The following is a 17,879-nucleotide window of genomic DNA, read 5'->3' on the forward strand; positions in this document are numbered from 1 at the left end:
GACGGGAGACTAGCCAACTCCTCCGCCGGTGGCGACCCGACACAGCTCAATCGGGCTTGATCATCTCCACGGCCTTGGCGATCCGGCGGGCCCGGGTCTCCGGCTTCCTGGCCTCCTCGATCGCCTTCACGTGCTCGCGCCGGTGGCTGAAACTCAGCGCGTCGAACGCCTCCCGCACCCCGGCCGCCTGCAAAGCTTCCGCCAGATCAGCCGGTACTTCGATCGTGCGTTCCGCCGTGTCGCGCTCGACCGTCACCGTGACCGGGTCGCCAGGTCCCTTGCCGAGCTCACCGCGAATCTGCTTGAGGATGCCGAGCGCCAGGCAGCCACCCATCGAGACGATCGAGCCCCGGTACGCGATCCCGTCGAAGGTCGCCTGTACCGGGATCCGCCCGCCGCCACCCAATGCAGCGATCACCTCACCCGGCACCTCGACGTACGCGCCGCCGCCGGGGGCCTCCTGGATGACACCGTCGAAGGTCTCCATCTATACCTCCGCTTTCGCCAGTTTGCTCGGCCACCAGATCTTGCGGCCGATGTCGTAGGACAGCGCCGGGACCAGCAGGGAGCGGACGATGGTGGTGTCGAGAAGGACGCCGAAGGCAACCATGAAGGCGATCTGGACCAGGAACAGGATCGGCAGCACGGCCAGCGCGGAGAACGTCGCGGCCAGCACGACACCGGCCGAGGTGATCACGCCGCCGGTGACCGCCAGGCCGACCAGGATGCCCCGGCGGGTGCCCTGTTCGATCGACTCCTCGCGCACCCTGGTCATCAGGAAGATCGAATAGTCGATGCCTAGGGCAACCAGGAAGACGAACGCGTAGAGCGGGATGGACGGGTCGGCGCCGGGGAAGTCGAACAGGTGGTTGAAGGCCAGCGCGCTGACGCCGACGGTCGCGCCGAACGAGAGCACGTTGCAGACCACCAGCAGGATCGCGGCGACGACCGAGCGGAGCAGCAGCATCAGGACGACGAAGATGACCGCCAGGATGGCCGGGATGATCACGCGGAGGTCGCGGTTGCTGGCGTCCAGGACATCGAGGTTGATCGCGGTGGTGCCGCCGACCAGGATGTCCGGGCTGACCGTGTCCAGCTCGCTGCGCAGATGCTCGACCACCTTGGTCGCCTCGGGGGAGTCGGCCTTGACCTTGAGGGTCGCCTGGACCAGAACCTTGCCCTCGACCACCTTCGGCGGCTGACCGGGCACCACCGAGGCGGACGCGTTGGCGACGCCGTCGACCTTCGTTGCCGTCTGCACCACCCTGTCGGCCTGGTCGGCCGGCGTGAGGATCTGGACCGGCGTACCGGCGCCGGCGTCGAAGTGCTTGGCGAGCTCCTCCTGACCGGTGACGGATTCGACCTTGTTCAGGAACAGGTCCTCCTGCGAGATGCCTTCGGCCTTGAAGGTGGGCAGGAACGCACCGCAGGCGAGCAGTGCCAAAGCGCTGATCGCCCAGACCTTGCGCGGGCTGCGGCCGACCATGCCGGAGACGCGTCCCCACAGCTTGCGGCCACCGACCTGGTCCTTCGCGTGGACATGGTCGACGCGGGGGATCGCCGGCCAGAAGATGCGGCGGCCGAAGGCGAGGAGGACGGCGGGCAGGAAGGTCATCGAAGCGATCAGCGCACCGGCGATACCGATCGCGCCGACCGGGCCGAGACCCTTGGTGCTGCCGAGCTGGGAGAGCAGCAGGCAGAGCAGGCCGAGGATGACGGTGGCCGCGCTGGCCGCGATCGGCTCGATCGAGGCCCGCCAGGCGACCCGCATCGCGTCGTACTTGCTCTCGTAGTCGTGCAGTTCTTCCTTGTACCGGGAGACGAGCAGGAGCGAGTAGTCCGTCGCGGCTCCGACGACCAGGATGAAGAGGATGCCCTGACTCTGGCCGTTGAGCTCGATCACGTCGTTCTTGGCGAGCGGATAGACCACCAGCGCGGCCAGCGCGAGACCGAACACGGCCGTCAGCAGGACGGTGATCGGCAGCACCGGACTGCGGTACACGATCAGCAGGATGACGAACACCACCGCCAGCGCGACGCCGAGCAGGATCCCGTCGATCCCGCCGAAGGCGACCACGAAGTCGGCGAACACACCCCCCGGGCCGGTCACGTAGACCTGGAGTCCGGTCGGGGTCAGCGACTGTTTGATGTCCTCGCGCAGCTTGTCGGCGACCACGAACAGGACGGTCTCGCCCTCCCGGACCACCTCGGCGGCGCGATTGCCGTCCAGCTCGATGGTGAGCAGCAGCGCCTTCTTGTCCGCCGACGGGATCACCGTCTTGGGCGGCGTGGCCAGGTACTGGCCGATCGTCTTGCCCTCGCCCAGCTCGATTCCCGGCACCTTGGCCAGGAACTCGTTCGCCTTGGCGAGGTCGGCGGGTGTGATTCCGCTCTCACGCTCGATCAGGACCAGGTACGGCAGCGCGGTGGAGTCGACGAACTTGGCCGCTTCGGTGTTGACCAGGGTGGACTCGGCTTGTTTGGGCAGGAAGTTGGCGTTGTCGTTCTCCTGGACCTCGCTCAGCCGGCCGACGGTCGGGCCGCCCAGCGCCGCGAGCAGCAGCCACACGATCAGTACCGCGGCCACCCCCGCCCGCCACACCCAGCGCCTGCTCGAACGCCGTCCGGTCGTCGCCTGCTCCACGGAGCCCCCTCGTCGGTCGGTTCTGCCCGGAAAGAGTACCCACTTCTCTCACTGCCGCACGGGAGGTGTGCGGGAGCCGTTTCGACGGCGTAACAACTAAATGACCGCTCGGAAACACCCCGGTCATAGCGTCCTGGCCTAATCAGTGAGGTCAAATGATCGGAGAACCAGGATGACGCTCGAGGCTGGACCGGAGGTCGTCACTCCCCGCGACCGGGCCGGGGCAGTGGGTACTGTCGAAGCGCCCAGGCGCGGTCGCTGGATCGATGTCTGGGACCCCGAAGACGCCACCTTCTGGGCGGAGAAGGGTAAGAAGGTCGCCCGGCGCAACCTGTGGCCGTCGATTTTCGCCGAGTTCCTGGGCTTCTCGGTCTGGCAGCTGTGGAGCATCGTCGTCGTCTCGCTGCCGGCGGCCGGCTTCGCGTACACGACCAACCAGATGTTCTGGCTGATCGCGCTCCCGAGCCTGGTGGGCGCCACGCTGCGGCTGCCCTACACGTTCGCGGTGCCGAAGTTCGGCGGCCGGAACTGGACCATCGTGTCCGCGTTGCTGCTGCTGATCCCGGCCTCCGGCCTGGCCTTCTTCGTCAGCCGGCCGGACACCCCGTTCTGGCTGATGGCGCTGGTCGCGGCCACCGCGGGCGTCGGCGGCGGAAACTTCGCCAGCAGCATGACCAACATCTCCTTCTTCTACCCCGAGCGGGACAAGGGCTTCGCTCTCGGCCTGAACGCGGCCGGCGGCAACCTCGGCGTCGCCGTCGTGCAGCTGCTGGTACCGATCGTGATCGTCGCCGGCGCCGGGCTCACGCTCAACCGGGCCGGGCTGATGTGGATCCCGCTGATCCTGCTGGCCGCCGTTCTGGCCTGGAAGACGATGGACAACCTGACCGCGGCGACCTCGTCCTTCCGCGCCTCGATCGCGGCGGCGAAGCGGCCGCACACCTGGGTCATCTCGTTCCTCTACATCGGCACCTTCGGCTCCTTCATCGGCTTCGGCGCGGCCTTCCCGCTGCTGATCAAGCACTCATTCCCCGAGATCACGGTGGCGCACATCGCCTTCCTCGGCGCGCTGGTCGGCTCGGTGTCCCGGCCGTTCGGTGGCAAGCTGGCCGACCTGGTCGGCGGCGCCTGGGTGACGGTCTGCGCCTTCGTGGTGATGGGCGCCGGGATCCTCTCCGCGATCGCCGCCCTCAACGCGGGCAGCTTCGTCTGGTTCCTGCTCAGCTTCCTGGTCCTGTTCGTGGCCAGCGGGGCCGGCAACGGTTCGACGTACCGGATGATTCCGGCAGTCTTCCGGCAGACGACGCTCGATCTCGACGGCAAGCCGGAACTGCCCCGGGCCCGGCGCGAGGCGGCGGCCTGCATCGGGATCGCCTCGGCGGTCGGCGCGTACGGCGGCTTCCTGGTACCGCGCGGGTTCGCGATGTCCAACGAGCAGTACGGATCGCTCGTCCCGGCGCTCTACACCTTCTGCGGCTTCTACGTGGTCTGTCTCGCCGTCACCTACTTCTGCTACCTGCGTCGGGGTGGCCCGCTCAGCCAGGAGCGCGTGTGACCTCAGTCGCCACTCATTGCCCGTACTGCGCCCTGCAGTGCGCCACGACTCTGCACCCGGCCGGGAGGCCGGGTGCGGTCGAGGTGCAGCCGCGGGAATTCCCCACGAACCGTGGCGGACTGTGCCGCAAGGGCTGGACCGCGGCCGAGGTGCTGACGGTGCCTGATCGCCTGACGAAGCCGCTGGTGCGGAACGAGTCGGGCGACCTGGTCGAGACCAGCTGGGACGAGGCGCTGGACTTCGTTGCCTCGCGCATCCAGCAGTTGCAGGGTGCCCACGGCAACGACTCGGTCGCCGTGTTCGGTGGCGGCGGGCTGACGAACGAGAAAGCCTATGCCCTGGGCAAGTTCGCCCGGGTCGTATTGCGCACCTCGAACGTGGACTACAACGGCCGGTTCTGTATGTCGTCCGCGGCCGCCGCGACGAACCGATCCTTCGGCATCGATCGCGGCTTGCCCTTCCCGTTGGAGGATCTGGGCGGCGCGGGCGCGATCTTGCTGGTCGGCAGCAACCTTGCCGAGACGATGCCGCCGGCGGTCGCGCATCTTGCCGCGGCTCGCGAGGCCGGTGGGTTGCTGGTTGTCGATCCGCGACGGAGCGCGACGGCTGAGCTGGCCGGGATTCATCTTCAGGCGACGCCGGGGACGGATCTCGCCTTGGTGCTGGCGCTCACGCACGTCGTACTGCAGGAGAACCTGGCCGACACCGAGTACCTGGCCGAGCGGACGGATGACCCGGATGGGTTGTTCCGCTCGACGGCGGGTTGGTGGCCGGAGCGGGCGGAGCGCGTTACCGGCGTACCGGCTGGGACTATTCGGCAGGCGGCTCGGGTGCTGGCTGCTGCTGCGCCGGTTCACGGTGGGAAGGGCGCGTTCATCCTGACCGGGCGTGGGGCCGAGCAGCAGAGCAAGGGCACCGACACGGTCACGGCCTGTATCAACCTGGCGTTGGCGCTCGGCCTGCCCGGTCGGGTCGGCAACGGCTACGGCTGCATCACCGGTCAGGGCAACGGGCAAGGTGGACGGGAGCACGGCCAGAAGGCCGACCAACTGCCGGGGTACCGGAGTATTTCCGACCCGGCGGCGCGCGAGTACGTCGCTGGAGTCTGGGGAGTCTCGCCGGACGACCTGCCCGGTCCTGGGCGGAGCGCCGTCGAGCTGATCAACTCACTCGGTACTACGGACGGCCCGCGCGCGTTGTTCGTGCACGGGAGCAACCTGCTGGTCTCGGCGCCTCGGCTGGCGTCGGTGCGGGAGCGGCTCGCCTCTCTCGACCTGCTGGTCGTGGCGGACGTCGTACCGTCCGAGACCGCGATGCTGGCGGATGTCGTCTTCCCGGTCACCCAGTGGGCCGAGGAGGAGGGCACGATGACCTCGCTCGAGGGTCGCGTACTGCGGCGTCGCCAGGCGGTCGCACCCCCTGGTTTGGTGCGAAGCGACTTGGCGGTCTTCGGTGGACTGGCCGAGCGGTTGCGGCCGGAGGTTGCCTTCTCCACCGATCCCGCTGAGATCTACGAGGAGCTGCGGGTTGCGAGCGCAGGCGGAATCGCGGACTACGCGGGCATCAGCTGGGAGCGGCTGGACGCCGGCGAAGCGCTCTTCTGGCCGTGCCCGTCGGAGGATCACGCCGGTACGCCGCGCCTGTTCGCAGATCGCTTCGGTACGCCTGACGGGCGCGCTCGGGTGATCGCTGTCGATCACCGGCCGGTCGCGGACGACTTGCGGGCCGAGGCTCCGTTGTACCTCGTGACCGGGCGGTTGTTGCAGCACTACCAGAGCGGTGCGCAGACGCGGCGGGTCGCGGAACTGGCGGCGGCTGAGCCCGAGGCGTTCGCGGAGATTCACCCGCGGGTGGCGGCGCAGCTCGGGATCGCGGACGGGCGGCCGGTGCGGTTGCGGACGGCCCGCGGCTCGATGGTGCTCGCGGCGCGGGTGACGAGCGACGTCCGGCCGGACACGGTGTTCGTGCCGTTCCACTTCGGTGGTGACGGTGCGGTGAACGAGTTGACCAACGATGCGCTCGACCCGATCTCGCGGATGCCGGAGTTCAAGGTGTGCGCGGTCGAGCTGAGCGCCGACGCAGTACCGCTGGCGGGGTGGTCGGCATGACCGAACGGGTAGTGATCATCGGTGGCGGCATGGCGGGCACGCGCCTGGCGGCCGAGCTGACCGAGTACGACGTGGTGGTGCTGGGCGATGAGCCGCACTACAACCGCACTCGCCTGACCGAGTATGTAGCGGGCCGTGCTGGCAAACCCACCGTCGACGACGTTGCGACGGCGCGGGTTGTCGCGGTGGATCGGCGTGCGCAGGTTGTAGTTGCTGATGACGGGCAGCGGTTCAGCTATGACCGGTTGGTGTTTGCTACCGGGGCTGAGGCTGTTGTGCCGGCGAAGGTTGTCGGTGGTTGGACGCTTCGTACTGCTGCTGATGCGGTCGGCGTTGTCGAGGCTGCTGAGCGGGTTCGGCGGGCTGTCGTGCTTGGTGGTGGGGTGCTGGGCGTCGAGACTGCCTGCGCTCTGCGTGAGCGCGGAGTCGCGGTCACGCTGGTGCACGACGGTGCGACGCTGCTGGACAAGGTGGTCCGGCCGACTGCTGGACGGTCCATCACCCGTTCGGTTCGTGAGCTCGGCATCGAGGTGCTGCTCAACACCGAGGTGGTCAGCAGCACGGTGAAGGACGGGGCTTTCAAGGCTCTGCAGCTTTCGGGCGGCCGTGCGGTCTTCGGTGAGCTCCTGATCGCGACCTGCGGCGTGAAGCCGCGCACCGACCTCGCCGCCGCGGCCGGGCTGCGAGTCGCTGATGGAATCGTCGTCGACCACACGCTGACCAGCCCCGACGACCCACGAGTGCACGCGATCGGCGACTGCGCGGTGATCGACGGACGGCGTACCGGCACCGTCGACTCCGCCTGGGAGCAGGCGGCCGCGTTGGCCGACCACCTGCGCCACGGGACGCAGTACGAGCCGGACCCGGAGGTACTGCGGCTGACGGCCGGCGGGCTCGACGTACTGGCTCTCGGCGAGCGCGATGCCGACGGAGAGGTCGTTCGACTCGAGGACGGGCAGCGTTACGTGCGGGCCGTTCTGAACGACGGCATCGTGGTGGCGGCGGTCGCCGTCAACGCTCCCGAGGTAGCCGCCGAGCTGGTACTGCTCAGCGACCGGCGGACTCCGGTGGAAGCGACCTCGTTGCTGGCGGCACCGGAGCCGCCCAAGCAGAAGAACCTGACCGTTTGCCGGTGCAACGGAGTGACCAGAGCCGCGATCGAAGCGGCGTGGCAAGGCGGTGCCGACAGTGTGGCCGGCATCGCGGCGAAGACCAGGGCGACAACGGGCTGCGGCAGCTGTATCGGTGCCGTCGGCAACCTGCTCGACCGGCTCCAGCGCGGCGAGAGTGAACCCGTCCCGACCAGAAGGGCGACCATGACAGAGCTGAAGAAGGCCCGGCACTTGGTGATCGTCGGTGGCGGCATGGTCGCGCACCGGCTGGTGGAGGCGTTGCGGTCCCGCGACGCCGACATCGCGTGGCGGATCACCGTGCTGGCCGAAGAACCGCGGATGCCGTACGACCGGGTGGCGCTGACCAGCTACTTCTCCGGCCGCGACCCGCACGACCTCTCCCTGGGCGACCCCGAACTGTGGGACGACCCGGCCGTCACCCTGCGCAAGGGCGTCCAGGTCACCGCGCTCGACACCGACGCGAAGACCGTCCGGACCTCCCGCGACGAGGTCATCGAGTACGACGAACTGGTGCTCGCGACCGGCTCGTACGCCTTCGTGCCGCCGATCAAGAACAGCGACGCGGTCGGATGCTTCGTCTACCGAACCATCGACGATGTCGCCGCACTGCGGGTGTATGTCGAGCGGCTGCGGTCCGAGGGCAAGGACGTCAACGGCGTCGTGGTCGGTGGCGGTCTGCTCGGCCTCGAGGCGGCCGGTGCGCTCCGGGCGCTCGGCGCGACCACGAAGGTGGTCGAGTTCGCTCCGCGGTTGATGGCGCTTCAGGTCGACGAGGGCGGCGGCAGCGCGCTGGCCCGGCTGATCCGCAACCTCGACATCGAGGTGCTGACCTCGACCCAGACCACCAAGGTGAAGACCACTTCGCAGGGTGCGGCCAAGGCGATGGCGGTTGCCGATGGCAAGGACCTGCCGGCCGACGTGGTCGTGTTCGCGACCGGCGTACGGCCGCGGGACGAGCTGGGCCGGGCCGCCGGTCTGCAGATCGGCGAGCGTGGCGGTGTTGTCGTCGACGAGGGCTGCCGCACCTCCGTGCCGGGCGTCTGGGCGATCGGTGAGGTCGCCTGCATCGAGGACCGGGTCTGGGGCCTCATCGCTCCGGGGTACGCGATGGCCGAGATCGTCGCCGACCGGCTGCTCGGAGGCGAAGCGACCTTCCCCGGCGCGGACACCTCGACCAAGCTCAAGCTGCTCGGCGTCGACGTCGCGAGCTTCGGCGACGCCTTCGGCACCACCGAGGGCGCCCTCGACATCGTGTACGCCGATCCGGTGGCCGGCGTGTACAAGAAGCTCGTCCTCTCCGATGACGCGCGCACCCTGCTCGGCGGCATCCTGGTCGGCGACGCGTCGGCGTACTCGGGGCTGCGGCCGATGGTCGGACGCGAGCTCGGCGGCGACCCAGCGTCGTACCTGCTGCCCGAGGGCTCCGGGCCGGTCCAGCTGGAGCTGCCTGACGACGCGCCGGTCTGCTCCTGCAACAACGTTGCCGCTGGCACCATTCGTTGCGCGGTCCGGGACGAGGGCTGTGGCGATCTGAAGTCGCTGTGCAGCAAGACGAAGGCCGGGACGAGCTGTGGTTCGTGCCTGCCGATCGTCAAGAACATCCTGAACACCGAACTCGCTGCCGCCGGTGTCGAGGTGAGCAAGGCGCTGTGCGAGCACTTCGCGTTGTCGCGGGCCGAGCTCTTCGACGTCGTCCGGGTGACCGGGCTGCGGACGTTCAGCGAGATCGTCGAGCGGCACGGATCGGGACGCGGGTGCGACATCTGCAAGCCGGTGGTCGCGTCGATCCTGTCCAGCCTCGACCCGGCCGGGCACGTGCTCGACGGCGAGCGCGCGACGCTGCAGGACACCAACGACCACGTGATGGCCAACATCCAGAAGGACGGCACGTACTCCGTCGTCCCGCGGATCCCCGGCGGTGAGGTGACCCCGGAAGGCCTGATCGCGATCGGTGAGGTCGCGCGCGACTTCGGGCTCTACACCAAGATCACCGGCGGCCAGCGGGTCGACCTGTTCGGCGCCCGGATCGAGCAGTTGCCGGCGATCTGGAAGCGTTTGGTCGACGCCGGGTTCGAATCCGGACACGCCTACGGCAAGTCGCTGCGGACGGTGAAGTCGTGTGTCGGCTCGACCTGGTGCCGGTACGGCGTACAGGACTCCGTCGGGATGGCGATCGCGCTGGAGCTGCGCTATCGCGGGCTGCGCTCGCCGCACAAGCTCAAGCTCGGTGTCTCCGGTTGTGCGCGGGAGTGCGCCGAGGCGCGCGGCAAGGACGTCGGCATCATCGCGACCGAGAACGGCTGGAACCTGTACGTCGGCGGCAACGGCGGCATGACCCCGCGGCACGCGCAGCTGCTCGCCTCCGACCTGACCGACGAGCAGTTGCTGCAGGCAATCGACCGGTTCCTGATGTACTACATCCGGACCGGCGACCGGCTGCAGCGGACGGCGGTCTGGATCACCGAGATCGAGGGCGGTCTGGAGCACGTCAAGGACGTCGTGCTCAACGACAGCCTCGGGATCGCGGCCGACCTGGACGCGGCGATGGCCGCCCACGTCGACTCCTACGTCGACGAGTGGCAGGCCACCTTGCAGGACCCGGACAAGCTGGCCCGGTTCGTGTCGTTCGTCAACGCGCCCGACCAGCCCGACGCCGACCTGCGCTACGTGGTCGAACGCAATCAGCCGCGGCCGGCGACCCCGGCAGAACGCGGACAACTGGAACCGGTCCTGCTCGCCGGTCCCCGACTGGAGGTACGCCGATGACCGTTTCGACGACAGCTGTGGTGGTGTGCGGGTTCGACGCGCTGCTGCCCGAACGAGGTGTCGCCGCCCTGATCGGGGATCGGCAGATCGCGCTGTTCCGGACCTACGACGGGCAGGTGTTTGCCTTGAGCAACACCGACCCGGTCAGCGGCGCGAACGTGATGTCGCGCGGCATCGTCGGCAACCGCGGCGACGTACCGACGGTGGCGTCGCCGATGTTCAAGCAGGTCTACGATCTGCGGACCGGCGTGTGCCTCGACGACCCGTCGCTGGTGCTCACGGTCTATCCGGTCCGGGTCACCGACGGACAGGTGATTGTCGGTGACTAAGCCTGGCCCACTCAGCGGCTGCACGATCGCCGTCACCGCGCACCGGCGGGCGGAGGACCTGATCGCGTCCTTCGAGCGCCGGGGCGCGAAGGTGGTGCACGCGCCGACCCTGCAGATCGTGCCGGCCGCTGACGACCAGCCGTTGCTCGAGGCAACGCGGCGGGTGATCGCGAACCCGCCGGACGACGTGGTGGTGACGACGGCGGTCGGGTTCCGGGGGTGGATCGAGGCGGCGGACACGGTCGGGCTGGCTGCCGACCTGCTCAGCACCCTGGAGCAGTCGCGGCTGCTGGCGCGTGGACCGAAGGCGCGTGGAGCGATCCGGGCGGCCGGGCTGGTCGAGCACTGGTCGGCGCGCTCGGAGACGACTGCGGAGGTCGTCGAGTGGCTGCGCGACCAAGGGGTCGAGGGGCGCAAGATCGTCGTACAGCTGCATGGGCTGTCCGATCCTGCGTTGCAAGATGAGTTGCGGTCTGTGGGTGCCTCGGTGCGTGGGCTTGAGGTCTATCGCTGGGGTCCCGCGCCCGACCCGGCGGCTGTCGAGCGGATGATCGGGCAGATCTGTTCCGGTGGGGTGGATGCCGTCGTGCACACGTCTGCGCCGGGCGCTCAGGCGATGCTGGATGCCGCTTCGCTGACCGGCCAGTACGACGCGCTGGTCTCGGCGTTGCGGACCGGTCGGGTGCTGAACGGATGCGTAGGGCCGATCACGGCGGCACCGTTCGTGGCGCTGGGGTTGGAGCCGTTGGTGCCGGATCGGTTCCGGCTCGGTGCGCTGATCCGGATCGTCACCGACCGGCTGACGGACGACAACGCCCGCTCGATCGAGACAGCCTTCGGTCAACTGGTCATCCGCGGTGGCGCCGCGGTACTCGATGGTGAGGTGCTGCCGCTCGGTCCTGGTCCCCGAGCGGTGCTGGCGGCCCTGGTGGCGGCCGGCGGAGACGTGGTCTCGCGGCCTGATCTACTGGCCGTGCTGCCGGGTGCCGAAGACGTCCATGCGGTGGAGGTGACGGTGAACAGATTGCGTACTGCGGTGGGTCGCCCGGAACTGGTCCGGACGGTCGTGCGCCGCGGATACCGATTGGCGGTCGAACCGGTGGGAGCAGCAACATGATCGACCTGGTGGCGGCGGCCCATGGGACGGCGGATCCGCGGGGCATCCGCGAGGTGCACTCGCTGGTCCGGCTGATGGCGTCGTTGCGGCCGTCGGTGCCGATGTCGTTGGGCTTTGTCGATGTCGATGTGCCCGCGTTGCCTGCGTTGGTCGACCGGGTTGTTGCTGATAGCAACCATGCGGTGATCGTGCCGTTGCTGTTGAGCAGTGGGTATCACACGGCGGTCGACATCGCCCGGGAGGCTGAGCGTCGTCCGTATCAGGTGCAGGCCGCTCCGGCGTTGGGGCCTGATCCGGCGCTGGCCGACGTACTGGTTGATCGGTTGCGTGCTTGCACCGACCTGCGTCGGGTCGACCGGGTGGTGATGGCGGCTGCTGGGTCTTCGGATCGGCGGGCGTTGCTCGACTGCTCGGCGACGGCCGCGATGCTCGCCGAACGCATCGACCGCCCGGTGGAGGTCGGCTACGTCTCAGGCGCCGGCGAACGCCTCGGGACCGTCCTCACCCGCACCCGCCAGGCAGTCCGCAGTACCGAGCGCTTGGCTGTGGCCACCTACCTGCTCGCCCCCGGCTTCTTCGCCGACCGAGTCCGCCGCATCGCCGGCGACCTCCCGGTCAGCGCCCCCGTAGGCGCCGACCTCCGCGTGGCAGCCCTGGCGCTTCGCCGCTACGACGAGGCCCTGGCGACCGCTCACACGGTGGCCGCGTCCGCTGGCTAACTCCCGGCCGGGTGGAGGCCGACGACTGGTGATGCGGACGGCCACGCACGCACCACCTCACCCAGCAAGCGCTTACCTCGGCGTGTCGCCGGTTTCTCCTGGGGTCCTGCGTGCACAGCCGTCCGCGCCGGTCACTTGGTGCGGAGGGTTTCGAGGTCGGCTTGGCAGCGGCGTTCTACCTCGGCCAGCTCGGTGAGGGTTTCGTCGATGTCGCGGCGGCGTTGTTCGAGTTCTGCGCGGCGGTGGCCGATCTGGTCGAGGAGGTAAGCCAGTTGGCCCTCCTCGCCTGGTTCGGCGTCGTACATGTCGACGATGGTGGCGATCTGGTCGAGGCTGAAGCCGAGGCGTTTGCCGCGCAGGATGAGGCCGAGGCGGACCTTGTCGCGGGCGTGGTAGACGCGCACGGTGCCGCGGCGCTCCGGGGTGAGCAGGCCCTTGTCCTCGTAGAAGCGGATCGTGCGCAGGGTGACGTCGTACTCGGCGGCCAGTTCGGCGATCGTCCAGGTCTGCGGATCCGCTGTCACCTGGATATTGTGCATGCAGCCCATCGTGCTTTACGTTTACGTAAGCGTCAATCACGAGGCCCAGGAGTCGTTCATGTCGTACGAGCTGTCCGAAGAGCACCGCGAGTTCGCCCACAGCGTGCGGGACTTCGCCCAGGCCGAGATCGCCCCGCACGCGGCGGAGTGGGACCGCAAGCACTACTTCCCGGTCGAGGTGGTCCACAAGATGGGTCAGCTCGGGCTGTTCGGGCTGACCGCGCCGGAGGAGTTCGGCGGGTCGGGCGGCGACTTCACCAGCCTGTGTGTCGCGATCGAGGAGATCTCCAAGGTCGACCAGTCGATGGGCATCACGCTCGAGGCGGCGGTCGGGCTCGGGATCAACCCGATCCTCACCTTCGGCACCGACGAGCAGAAGCAGACCTGGCTGCCCGACCTGGTCGCCGGGCGCAAGCTGGCCGGCTTCGGCCTGACCGAGCCCGAGTCCGGGTCCGACGCGGGCGCCACCAAGACCCGGGCCGTGCTCGAGGACGGCGAGTGGGTGATCGACGGGTCGAAGCAGTTCATCACCAACTCCGGCTCCAGCATCACCTCCCTCGTCACCGTCACGGCCCGCACCGGCGAGAAGGCCGACGGGCGACCGGAGATCTCCACGATCATCGTCCCCACCGGTACGCCGGGGTTCGTGGCGGAGGCGGCGTACGACAAGCTCGGCTGGCACGCGTCGGACACCCACCCGCTGTCGTTCGCGGGCTGCCGGGTGCCCGAGGCGAACCTGCTGGGTGAGCGCGGCAAGGGGTTCGGCCAGTTCCTCGCCACCCTCGACGACGGCCGGGTCGCGATCGGCGCGGTCGCCCTGGGCTGCATCAAGGCGTGTCTGGAGATGTCGGTCCAGTACGCCGGGGAGCGCAAGACGTTCGGCGTACCGATCGGGCAGAAGCAGGGTGTCGCGTTCCAGATCTCCGACCTGAAGGTGATGGCGGACGCGGCCGAGCTGCTGGTCTACCGGGCCGCGGCGCTCAAGGACGCGGGTGCTCCGATGAAGGAGTTCAAGCAGGCGGCGGCCGTCGCCAAGCTCTACGCGACCGAGTCCGCGGTCACCGCGACCCGGATCGCCACCCAGGTCTTCGGCGGCTACGGCTTCATGGAGGAGTACCCGGTCACCCGCTTCTACCGCGACGCCAAGATCCTGGAAATCGGCGAAGGCACCTCCGAAGTACAACGCATGCTGATCGCCCGCGGCCTTGGTCTACCCGTCGAATGATTGAGTGGGTAGCCGGTCGACTGAGCAACAGGATTGCTGTGCTTTTGGCCTCGCCTTCGGCTCGGCGGGTCATCGGGCTTAACTCCCGATCTTCCCTCGTCGCTCCGTCGCTTCGCTCCTCCGCTCCTCAGTCCAGATCGGGAGGCCCGATGACCGGGCGTCCTCACCTCATCGGTCAAGGGTGGGGGGAGGCACGATGACCTTTGTCATACTCGCCTTTTCAGGGTTGGAGGTTTCATGAGTCGCGATCACTGGACCGAGGTCAAGGTTGCGCGTGAGGCGACGTTGGGGCCGCCTGAAAAAGCGGCGGCCAAGCTGGCTTCGCAGAACAAGCTTTATGTCCGGGACCGGATTGCGCTGCTTGTCGACGAGGGGAGTTTTGTCGAGGACGCGCAGTTGGCCAACGCGCTGAACCCTGGGCTGCCCGCGGACGGCGTTGTCACCGGGCGCGCGCTGGTCGACGGGCGGCCGGCGTTGCTGGTGGCGAACGATCCGACCGTGAAGGCCGGGTCGTGGGGTGCCCGGACGGTTGAGAAGATCGTCCGGATCACCGAGGTCGCGCTGCGTGACGAGTTGCCGATCTTCTGGCTGATCGACTCGGCCGGCGCGCGGATCACCGACCAGGTCGACCTGTTCCCGGGCCGGCGTGGCGCGGGCCGGATCTTCCACAACCAGGTCGCGCTGTCCGGCAAGGTGCCGCAGATCTGCTGCCTGTTCGGCCCGTCCGCCGCGGGTGGCGCGTACATCCCGGCGTTCTGCGACCTGGTGATCATGGTCGACGGCAACGCCTCGATGTACCTCGGCTCGCCCCGGATGGCCGAGATGGTGGTCGGCGAGAAGGTGACGCTGGAGGAGATGGGCGGCGCCCGGATGCACACCAGTGTGTCCGGCTGCGGCGACCTGCTGGCCGGCGACGACGCCGAGGCGATCGACCTCGCCAAGCAGTACTTCTCCTACGTCCCCGGCTCGTGGCAGGCCCAGCCTCCGTCGTACGACGCCGCGCCGGCCGGCCGCGACTTCACCCGCGACCTGGTGCCGGTGGAGGAGAGTGTCGGGTTCGACATCCACGACGTGATCGACGCGTTGCTCGATGCCGAGACGTTCTTCGAGCTCAAGCCGTCGTACGCGCCGGAGCTCGTCACCGGGTTCGGGCTGCTCGCCGGGCAGGTGGTCGGGATCGTGGCCAACCAGCCGGCCGTCAAAGGTGGCGTGCTGTTCGTCGACTCGGCGGACAAGGCGGCCCGGTTCATCTGGTTGTGCGACGCGTTCAACATCCCGCTGGTGTACCTGTGCGACGTCCCGGGCTTCATGATCGGCTCGGAGGTCGAGCGGGCCGGCATCATCCGGCACGGCGCGAAGATGATCACCGCGGTGTCCGAGGCGACGGTGCCGACGGTGTCGGTGATCGTCCGGAAGGCCTACGGCGCCGGGCTCTACGCGATGTGCGGACCGGGGTTCTCGCCGGACGCGTGTATCGCGCTGCCGACGGCCAAGATCGCGGTGATGGGTCCCGAGGCCGCGATCAACGCGGTCTACTACAACAAGATCCAGGAGATCGCCGACGAGGGCGAGCGGGTCGAGTACGTCTCCAAGCTGCGCGAGGAGTACGAGACCGACATCGACATCCTCCGGCTGGCCGCCGACCTGGTCATCGATGCGATCGTCGAACCGGAGAACCTCCGCGACGACCTGATAGCCCGCCTAGCCGCAGCCCAAACCAAAAACCGCCACTTCAGCACCCGCAGGCACGGCGTACCGCCGGTCTAGTACCGCCGATCTAGGGCCGCCACGGTTCGAACGTGGCGTACTCCAGCGGATCGTCATCGGGGTCCAGCTTCGGGAACGATTCGGGCGCAGCGCCACCGCGGAGCCAGCCGAGCAGGGTGTCGAACAGGTCGGTGGTGAGCGGTGGGCCCTGGTCGTAGTGGCGCGGGTAGACGATCAGCGGCCAGTCGTCGGGCGAGCCGATCGTCAGCCAGCCGAGAGCATCGCCGTCGACCGACTCGGCGAAGGGGAAGAAGCCGCCGGGCTCCGGCCAGACGGCGAGCGGCTGGAACTCCGGATGAGCGGCTCGCAGCTCCCGGTAGATGTCGAGAATCTCGGTCGCGAAGACCGGCAGACCGCGGAAGGCGTGCTGCGGGTCGGGAGTGTTGGCGGGCAGCGGCGAGAAGAAGTTGAGCCAGGACGACCAGCTGCCCGAACCGTAGGTCTCCAGCAGTTCCACGTACTGCGCGGGGAGCCGGGTCCCCAGTTGCCCGAACAGCTCCTCCCAGCTGCCGTCCCCGAGATACGGATCGGTGGGTGGCGGAACCAATTGCCGGACCGCCGTCAGCCCGGAGCCGACGGTCAGCGCGGTACGCCGTACCGGATCCTCCGCGGGCGGCGGCGGGGAAGGCGTCCAGGACTCTGGGTTGGGGAGGAAGGCAGTCCGTTGGGCGGTGGGTGGCAGTGGGCCGAGCCGTCGATCGCCGCGGTGGAAGACCGACTCGTCGTAGGCCGGCGGGAGTTCGAGTCCGGTCCGGAGCGTCGCCTCGAGCATGTCCAGCAGCGGCAGGCCGAAGTTCTGCCACGGGTTCTTCCCCGCCTGGCCGGCGTCGCTGTCGTAGGCCACCACCGGCCACTGATCAGGATCCGCCGCCGAGGTGTCCCAGAACAGGTAGGTGGAGCGTCGCGTCGTGCCCCAGGCGAGCAGGCCGCCGGGCTGGGGATGAAAGGGTGGAGGCGTGTGCGGCGGCACCTTGCGGGACAGGGCCCGGCAGTGCCGGTGGGTCTCTTTCAGCCAGTCGCCGTAGTCGAACCGGCCCTCCTGCACGCAGGGCACGTGGAGCCAGATGAACTCCCCGATATCGAGCGGCCCGTACGCCGACGCCAACTCCTTGTAGTCAGTCGGAAGCCGCAACCCGAGCCGGGCCTCGACGGCAGCCCAGTCGATCGGTACGCCGGTCGCGCCGGGCCGGACGGTGAAAGGAATCCTCACAGCAGTACCCATTCGGGATCGGCGACCAGGACGGATGCCCTGGGGTGGGTTTAGGTTCGTAGTATGAAGGCTCCTGAGCATGGGGCGTTGCCGTTGGGGTTGGCGGCGACGCTCGGGCGGACCTATGGGCGGTTGACACAGGTCGCGCGGGGTTTGAGTGATGCCGATTTCGAGCGGCCGACACGCTGCGAGGGGATGACCGTCGGAGCGCTGCTCGTCCACCTCCTGTACGACGCCGAGCGGGCGCTGGTTGCGTTCGCTACTCCGTCGACGGGGGAGCCGGATCGGGACTTCGTGTCGTACTGGCGGAACACCCCGGCCGGTGATCCTGGCGAAGTGAGCTTCTGGGGCGCGGTCGCGTCGGCGTACCGGCCGTCGAGCAAGCTGGTCGAGCATTGGGCCGAGGTGTCGGGTGCGGCGGCTCGGGCGGCGGTGGTGGCACTGGCCGAGAAGGGGCACAAGGTCGAGACGCAGGGTCATGTACTACGGGCCGCCGACTTCGTCGCGACACTGGTGCTGGAGGCAACGGTGCATCACCTCGACCTGACCCTGGAGTTGCCCGAGGCACCTGAACCCGATCCGGAAGGATTGCAGGTGACTGCCCGCACTCTGGACGGGCTGTTCGGCCCGGAGGCCTGGGATGTGATCCAGTGGGACACGACCACGTACGTGCTGAAGGCAACCGGGCGGCTGCCGCTCACCGAGGACGACCTGGAGTTGCTGGGCGACCACGCTTCCCGGCTGCCGTTGCTCGGCTGAGATCGCGG

The 17,879-nt window shown here is 68.7% G+C and carries 13 protein-coding genes; 9 read left to right on the plus strand and 4 right to left on the minus strand.

Going from position 1 to position 17,879, the window contains the following annotated elements; genetic code table 11:
- Positions 1 to 46 precede the first annotated feature (46 nt).
- Positions 47 to 487, minus strand: a complete 441-nt coding sequence (locus tag ACQPYM_RS07595) for a YdeI/OmpD-associated family protein (RefSeq protein WP_433016967.1) — start codon at positions 485 to 487, stop codon at positions 47 to 49.
- Positions 488 to 2,644: an MMPL family transporter gene (locus ACQPYM_RS07600; RefSeq protein WP_433016970.1), complete on the minus strand. Its 2,157-nt coding sequence runs from the start codon at positions 2,642 to 2,644 to the stop codon at positions 488 to 490. It abuts the gene before it with no gap.
- 172 nt (positions 2,645 to 2,816) lie between these two features.
- Here ACQPYM_RS07600 and ACQPYM_RS07605 point away from each other — a divergent pair, with 172 nt between their 5' ends.
- The 6 genes from ACQPYM_RS07605 to ACQPYM_RS07630 are packed head-to-tail and all read left to right on the plus strand — an operon-like array spanning position 2,817 to position 12,371.
- Positions 2,817 to 4,199 (plus strand): MFS transporter, encoded by a 1,383-nt coding sequence (locus ACQPYM_RS07605; protein ID WP_433016973.1) that lies wholly within the window; start codon positions 2,817 to 2,819, stop codon positions 4,197 to 4,199.
- Entirely contained in the window at positions 4,196 to 6,307 is a 2,112-nt protein-coding gene (locus tag ACQPYM_RS07610; RefSeq protein ID WP_433016976.1) for a molybdopterin oxidoreductase family protein, read from the plus strand. Before ACQPYM_RS07605 ends, ACQPYM_RS07610 begins: the two co-directional genes overlap by 4 nt.
- On the plus strand, positions 6,304 to 10,206 hold the full coding sequence (nirB, locus tag ACQPYM_RS07615) for a nitrite reductase large subunit NirB (RefSeq protein ID WP_433016979.1): 3,903 nt from the start codon (positions 6,304 to 6,306) through the stop codon (positions 10,204 to 10,206). Before ACQPYM_RS07610 ends, nirB begins: the two co-directional genes overlap by 4 nt.
- On the plus strand, positions 10,203 to 10,535 hold the full coding sequence (nirD, locus tag ACQPYM_RS07620; protein WP_433016982.1) for a nitrite reductase small subunit NirD: 333 nt from the start codon (positions 10,203 to 10,205) through the stop codon (positions 10,533 to 10,535). The genes nirB and nirD overlap by 4 nt, the downstream gene beginning before the upstream one ends.
- Complete coding sequence (locus ACQPYM_RS07625; RefSeq protein WP_433016985.1) at positions 10,528 to 11,652, plus strand: uroporphyrinogen-III synthase; 1,125 nt, start codon at positions 10,528 to 10,530, stop codon at positions 11,650 to 11,652. The genes nirD and ACQPYM_RS07625 overlap by 8 nt, the downstream gene beginning before the upstream one ends.
- Positions 11,649 to 12,371 (plus strand): sirohydrochlorin chelatase, encoded by a 723-nt coding sequence (locus tag ACQPYM_RS07630; protein ID WP_433016988.1) that lies wholly within the window; start codon positions 11,649 to 11,651, stop codon positions 12,369 to 12,371. Before ACQPYM_RS07625 ends, ACQPYM_RS07630 begins: the two co-directional genes overlap by 4 nt.
- Positions 12,372 to 12,502: 131 nt before the next feature.
- Here ACQPYM_RS07630 and ACQPYM_RS07635 read toward each other — a convergent pair whose 3' ends face one another.
- Positions 12,503 to 12,895 carry a MerR family transcriptional regulator gene (locus ACQPYM_RS07635; RefSeq protein WP_433016991.1) on the minus strand — a complete coding sequence of 131 codons (393 nt, stop codon included), beginning with the start codon at positions 12,893 to 12,895 and terminating at the stop codon, positions 12,503 to 12,505.
- A gap of 73 nt (positions 12,896 to 12,968) precedes the next feature.
- Here ACQPYM_RS07635 and ACQPYM_RS07640 point away from each other — a divergent pair, with 73 nt between their 5' ends.
- A complete protein-coding gene (locus ACQPYM_RS07640; protein ID WP_433016994.1) occupies positions 12,969 to 14,135 on the plus strand; it encodes an acyl-CoA dehydrogenase family protein in 1,167 nt (388 codons plus the stop codon).
- Between the two features lie 237 nt (positions 14,136 to 14,372).
- Positions 14,373 to 15,902, plus strand: coding sequence for an acyl-CoA carboxylase subunit beta (locus ACQPYM_RS07645; protein WP_433016997.1), 1,530 nt, complete (start codon positions 14,373 to 14,375; stop codon positions 15,900 to 15,902).
- 10 nt (positions 15,903 to 15,912) lie between these two features.
- On the opposite strand, the gene ACQPYM_RS07650 is transcribed toward ACQPYM_RS07645, so the two are convergent.
- Positions 15,913 to 17,112 (minus strand): hypothetical protein, encoded by a 1,200-nt coding sequence (locus ACQPYM_RS07650; RefSeq protein WP_433017000.1) that lies wholly within the window; start codon positions 17,110 to 17,112, stop codon positions 15,913 to 15,915.
- 63 nt (positions 17,113 to 17,175) lie between these two features.
- Between ACQPYM_RS07650 and ACQPYM_RS07655 the strand changes: the two genes are divergently transcribed.
- Positions 17,176 to 17,871, plus strand: a complete 696-nt coding sequence (locus tag ACQPYM_RS07655) for a maleylpyruvate isomerase N-terminal domain-containing protein (protein ID WP_433017003.1) — start codon at positions 17,176 to 17,178, stop codon at positions 17,869 to 17,871.
- Positions 17,872 to 17,879: the final 8 nt, after the last annotated feature.

The organism is Kribbella sp. CA-294648, assembly GCF_050943845.1.
GTDB lineage: Bacteria > Actinomycetota > Actinomycetes > Propionibacteriales > Kribbellaceae > Kribbella.

Bases quoted from the DNA above. Each gene is read 5' to 3' on its own strand.
- ACQPYM_RS07640 (WP_433016994.1), top strand. From the start codon at position 12,969: ATGTCGTACGAGCTGTCCGAAGAGCACCGCGAGTTCGCCCACAGCGTG.
- ACQPYM_RS07605 (WP_433016973.1), top strand. From the start codon at position 2,817: ATGACGCTCGAGGCTGGACCGGAGGTCGTCACTCCCCGCGACCGGGCC.
- ACQPYM_RS07645 (WP_433016997.1), top strand. From the start codon at position 14,373: ATGAGTCGCGATCACTGGACCGAGGTCAAGGTTGCGCGTGAGGCGACG.
- ACQPYM_RS07595 (WP_433016967.1), bottom strand. From the start codon at position 487: ATGGAGACCTTCGACGGTGTCATCCAGGAGGCCCCCGGCGGCGGCGCG.
- nirB (WP_433016979.1), top strand. From the start codon at position 6,304: ATGACCGAACGGGTAGTGATCATCGGTGGCGGCATGGCGGGCACGCGC.
- ACQPYM_RS07655 (WP_433017003.1), top strand. From the start codon at position 17,176: ATGAAGGCTCCTGAGCATGGGGCGTTGCCGTTGGGGTTGGCGGCGACG.
- ACQPYM_RS07630 (WP_433016988.1), top strand. From the start codon at position 11,649: ATGATCGACCTGGTGGCGGCGGCCCATGGGACGGCGGATCCGCGGGGC.
- nirD (WP_433016982.1), top strand. From the start codon at position 10,203: ATGACCGTTTCGACGACAGCTGTGGTGGTGTGCGGGTTCGACGCGCTG.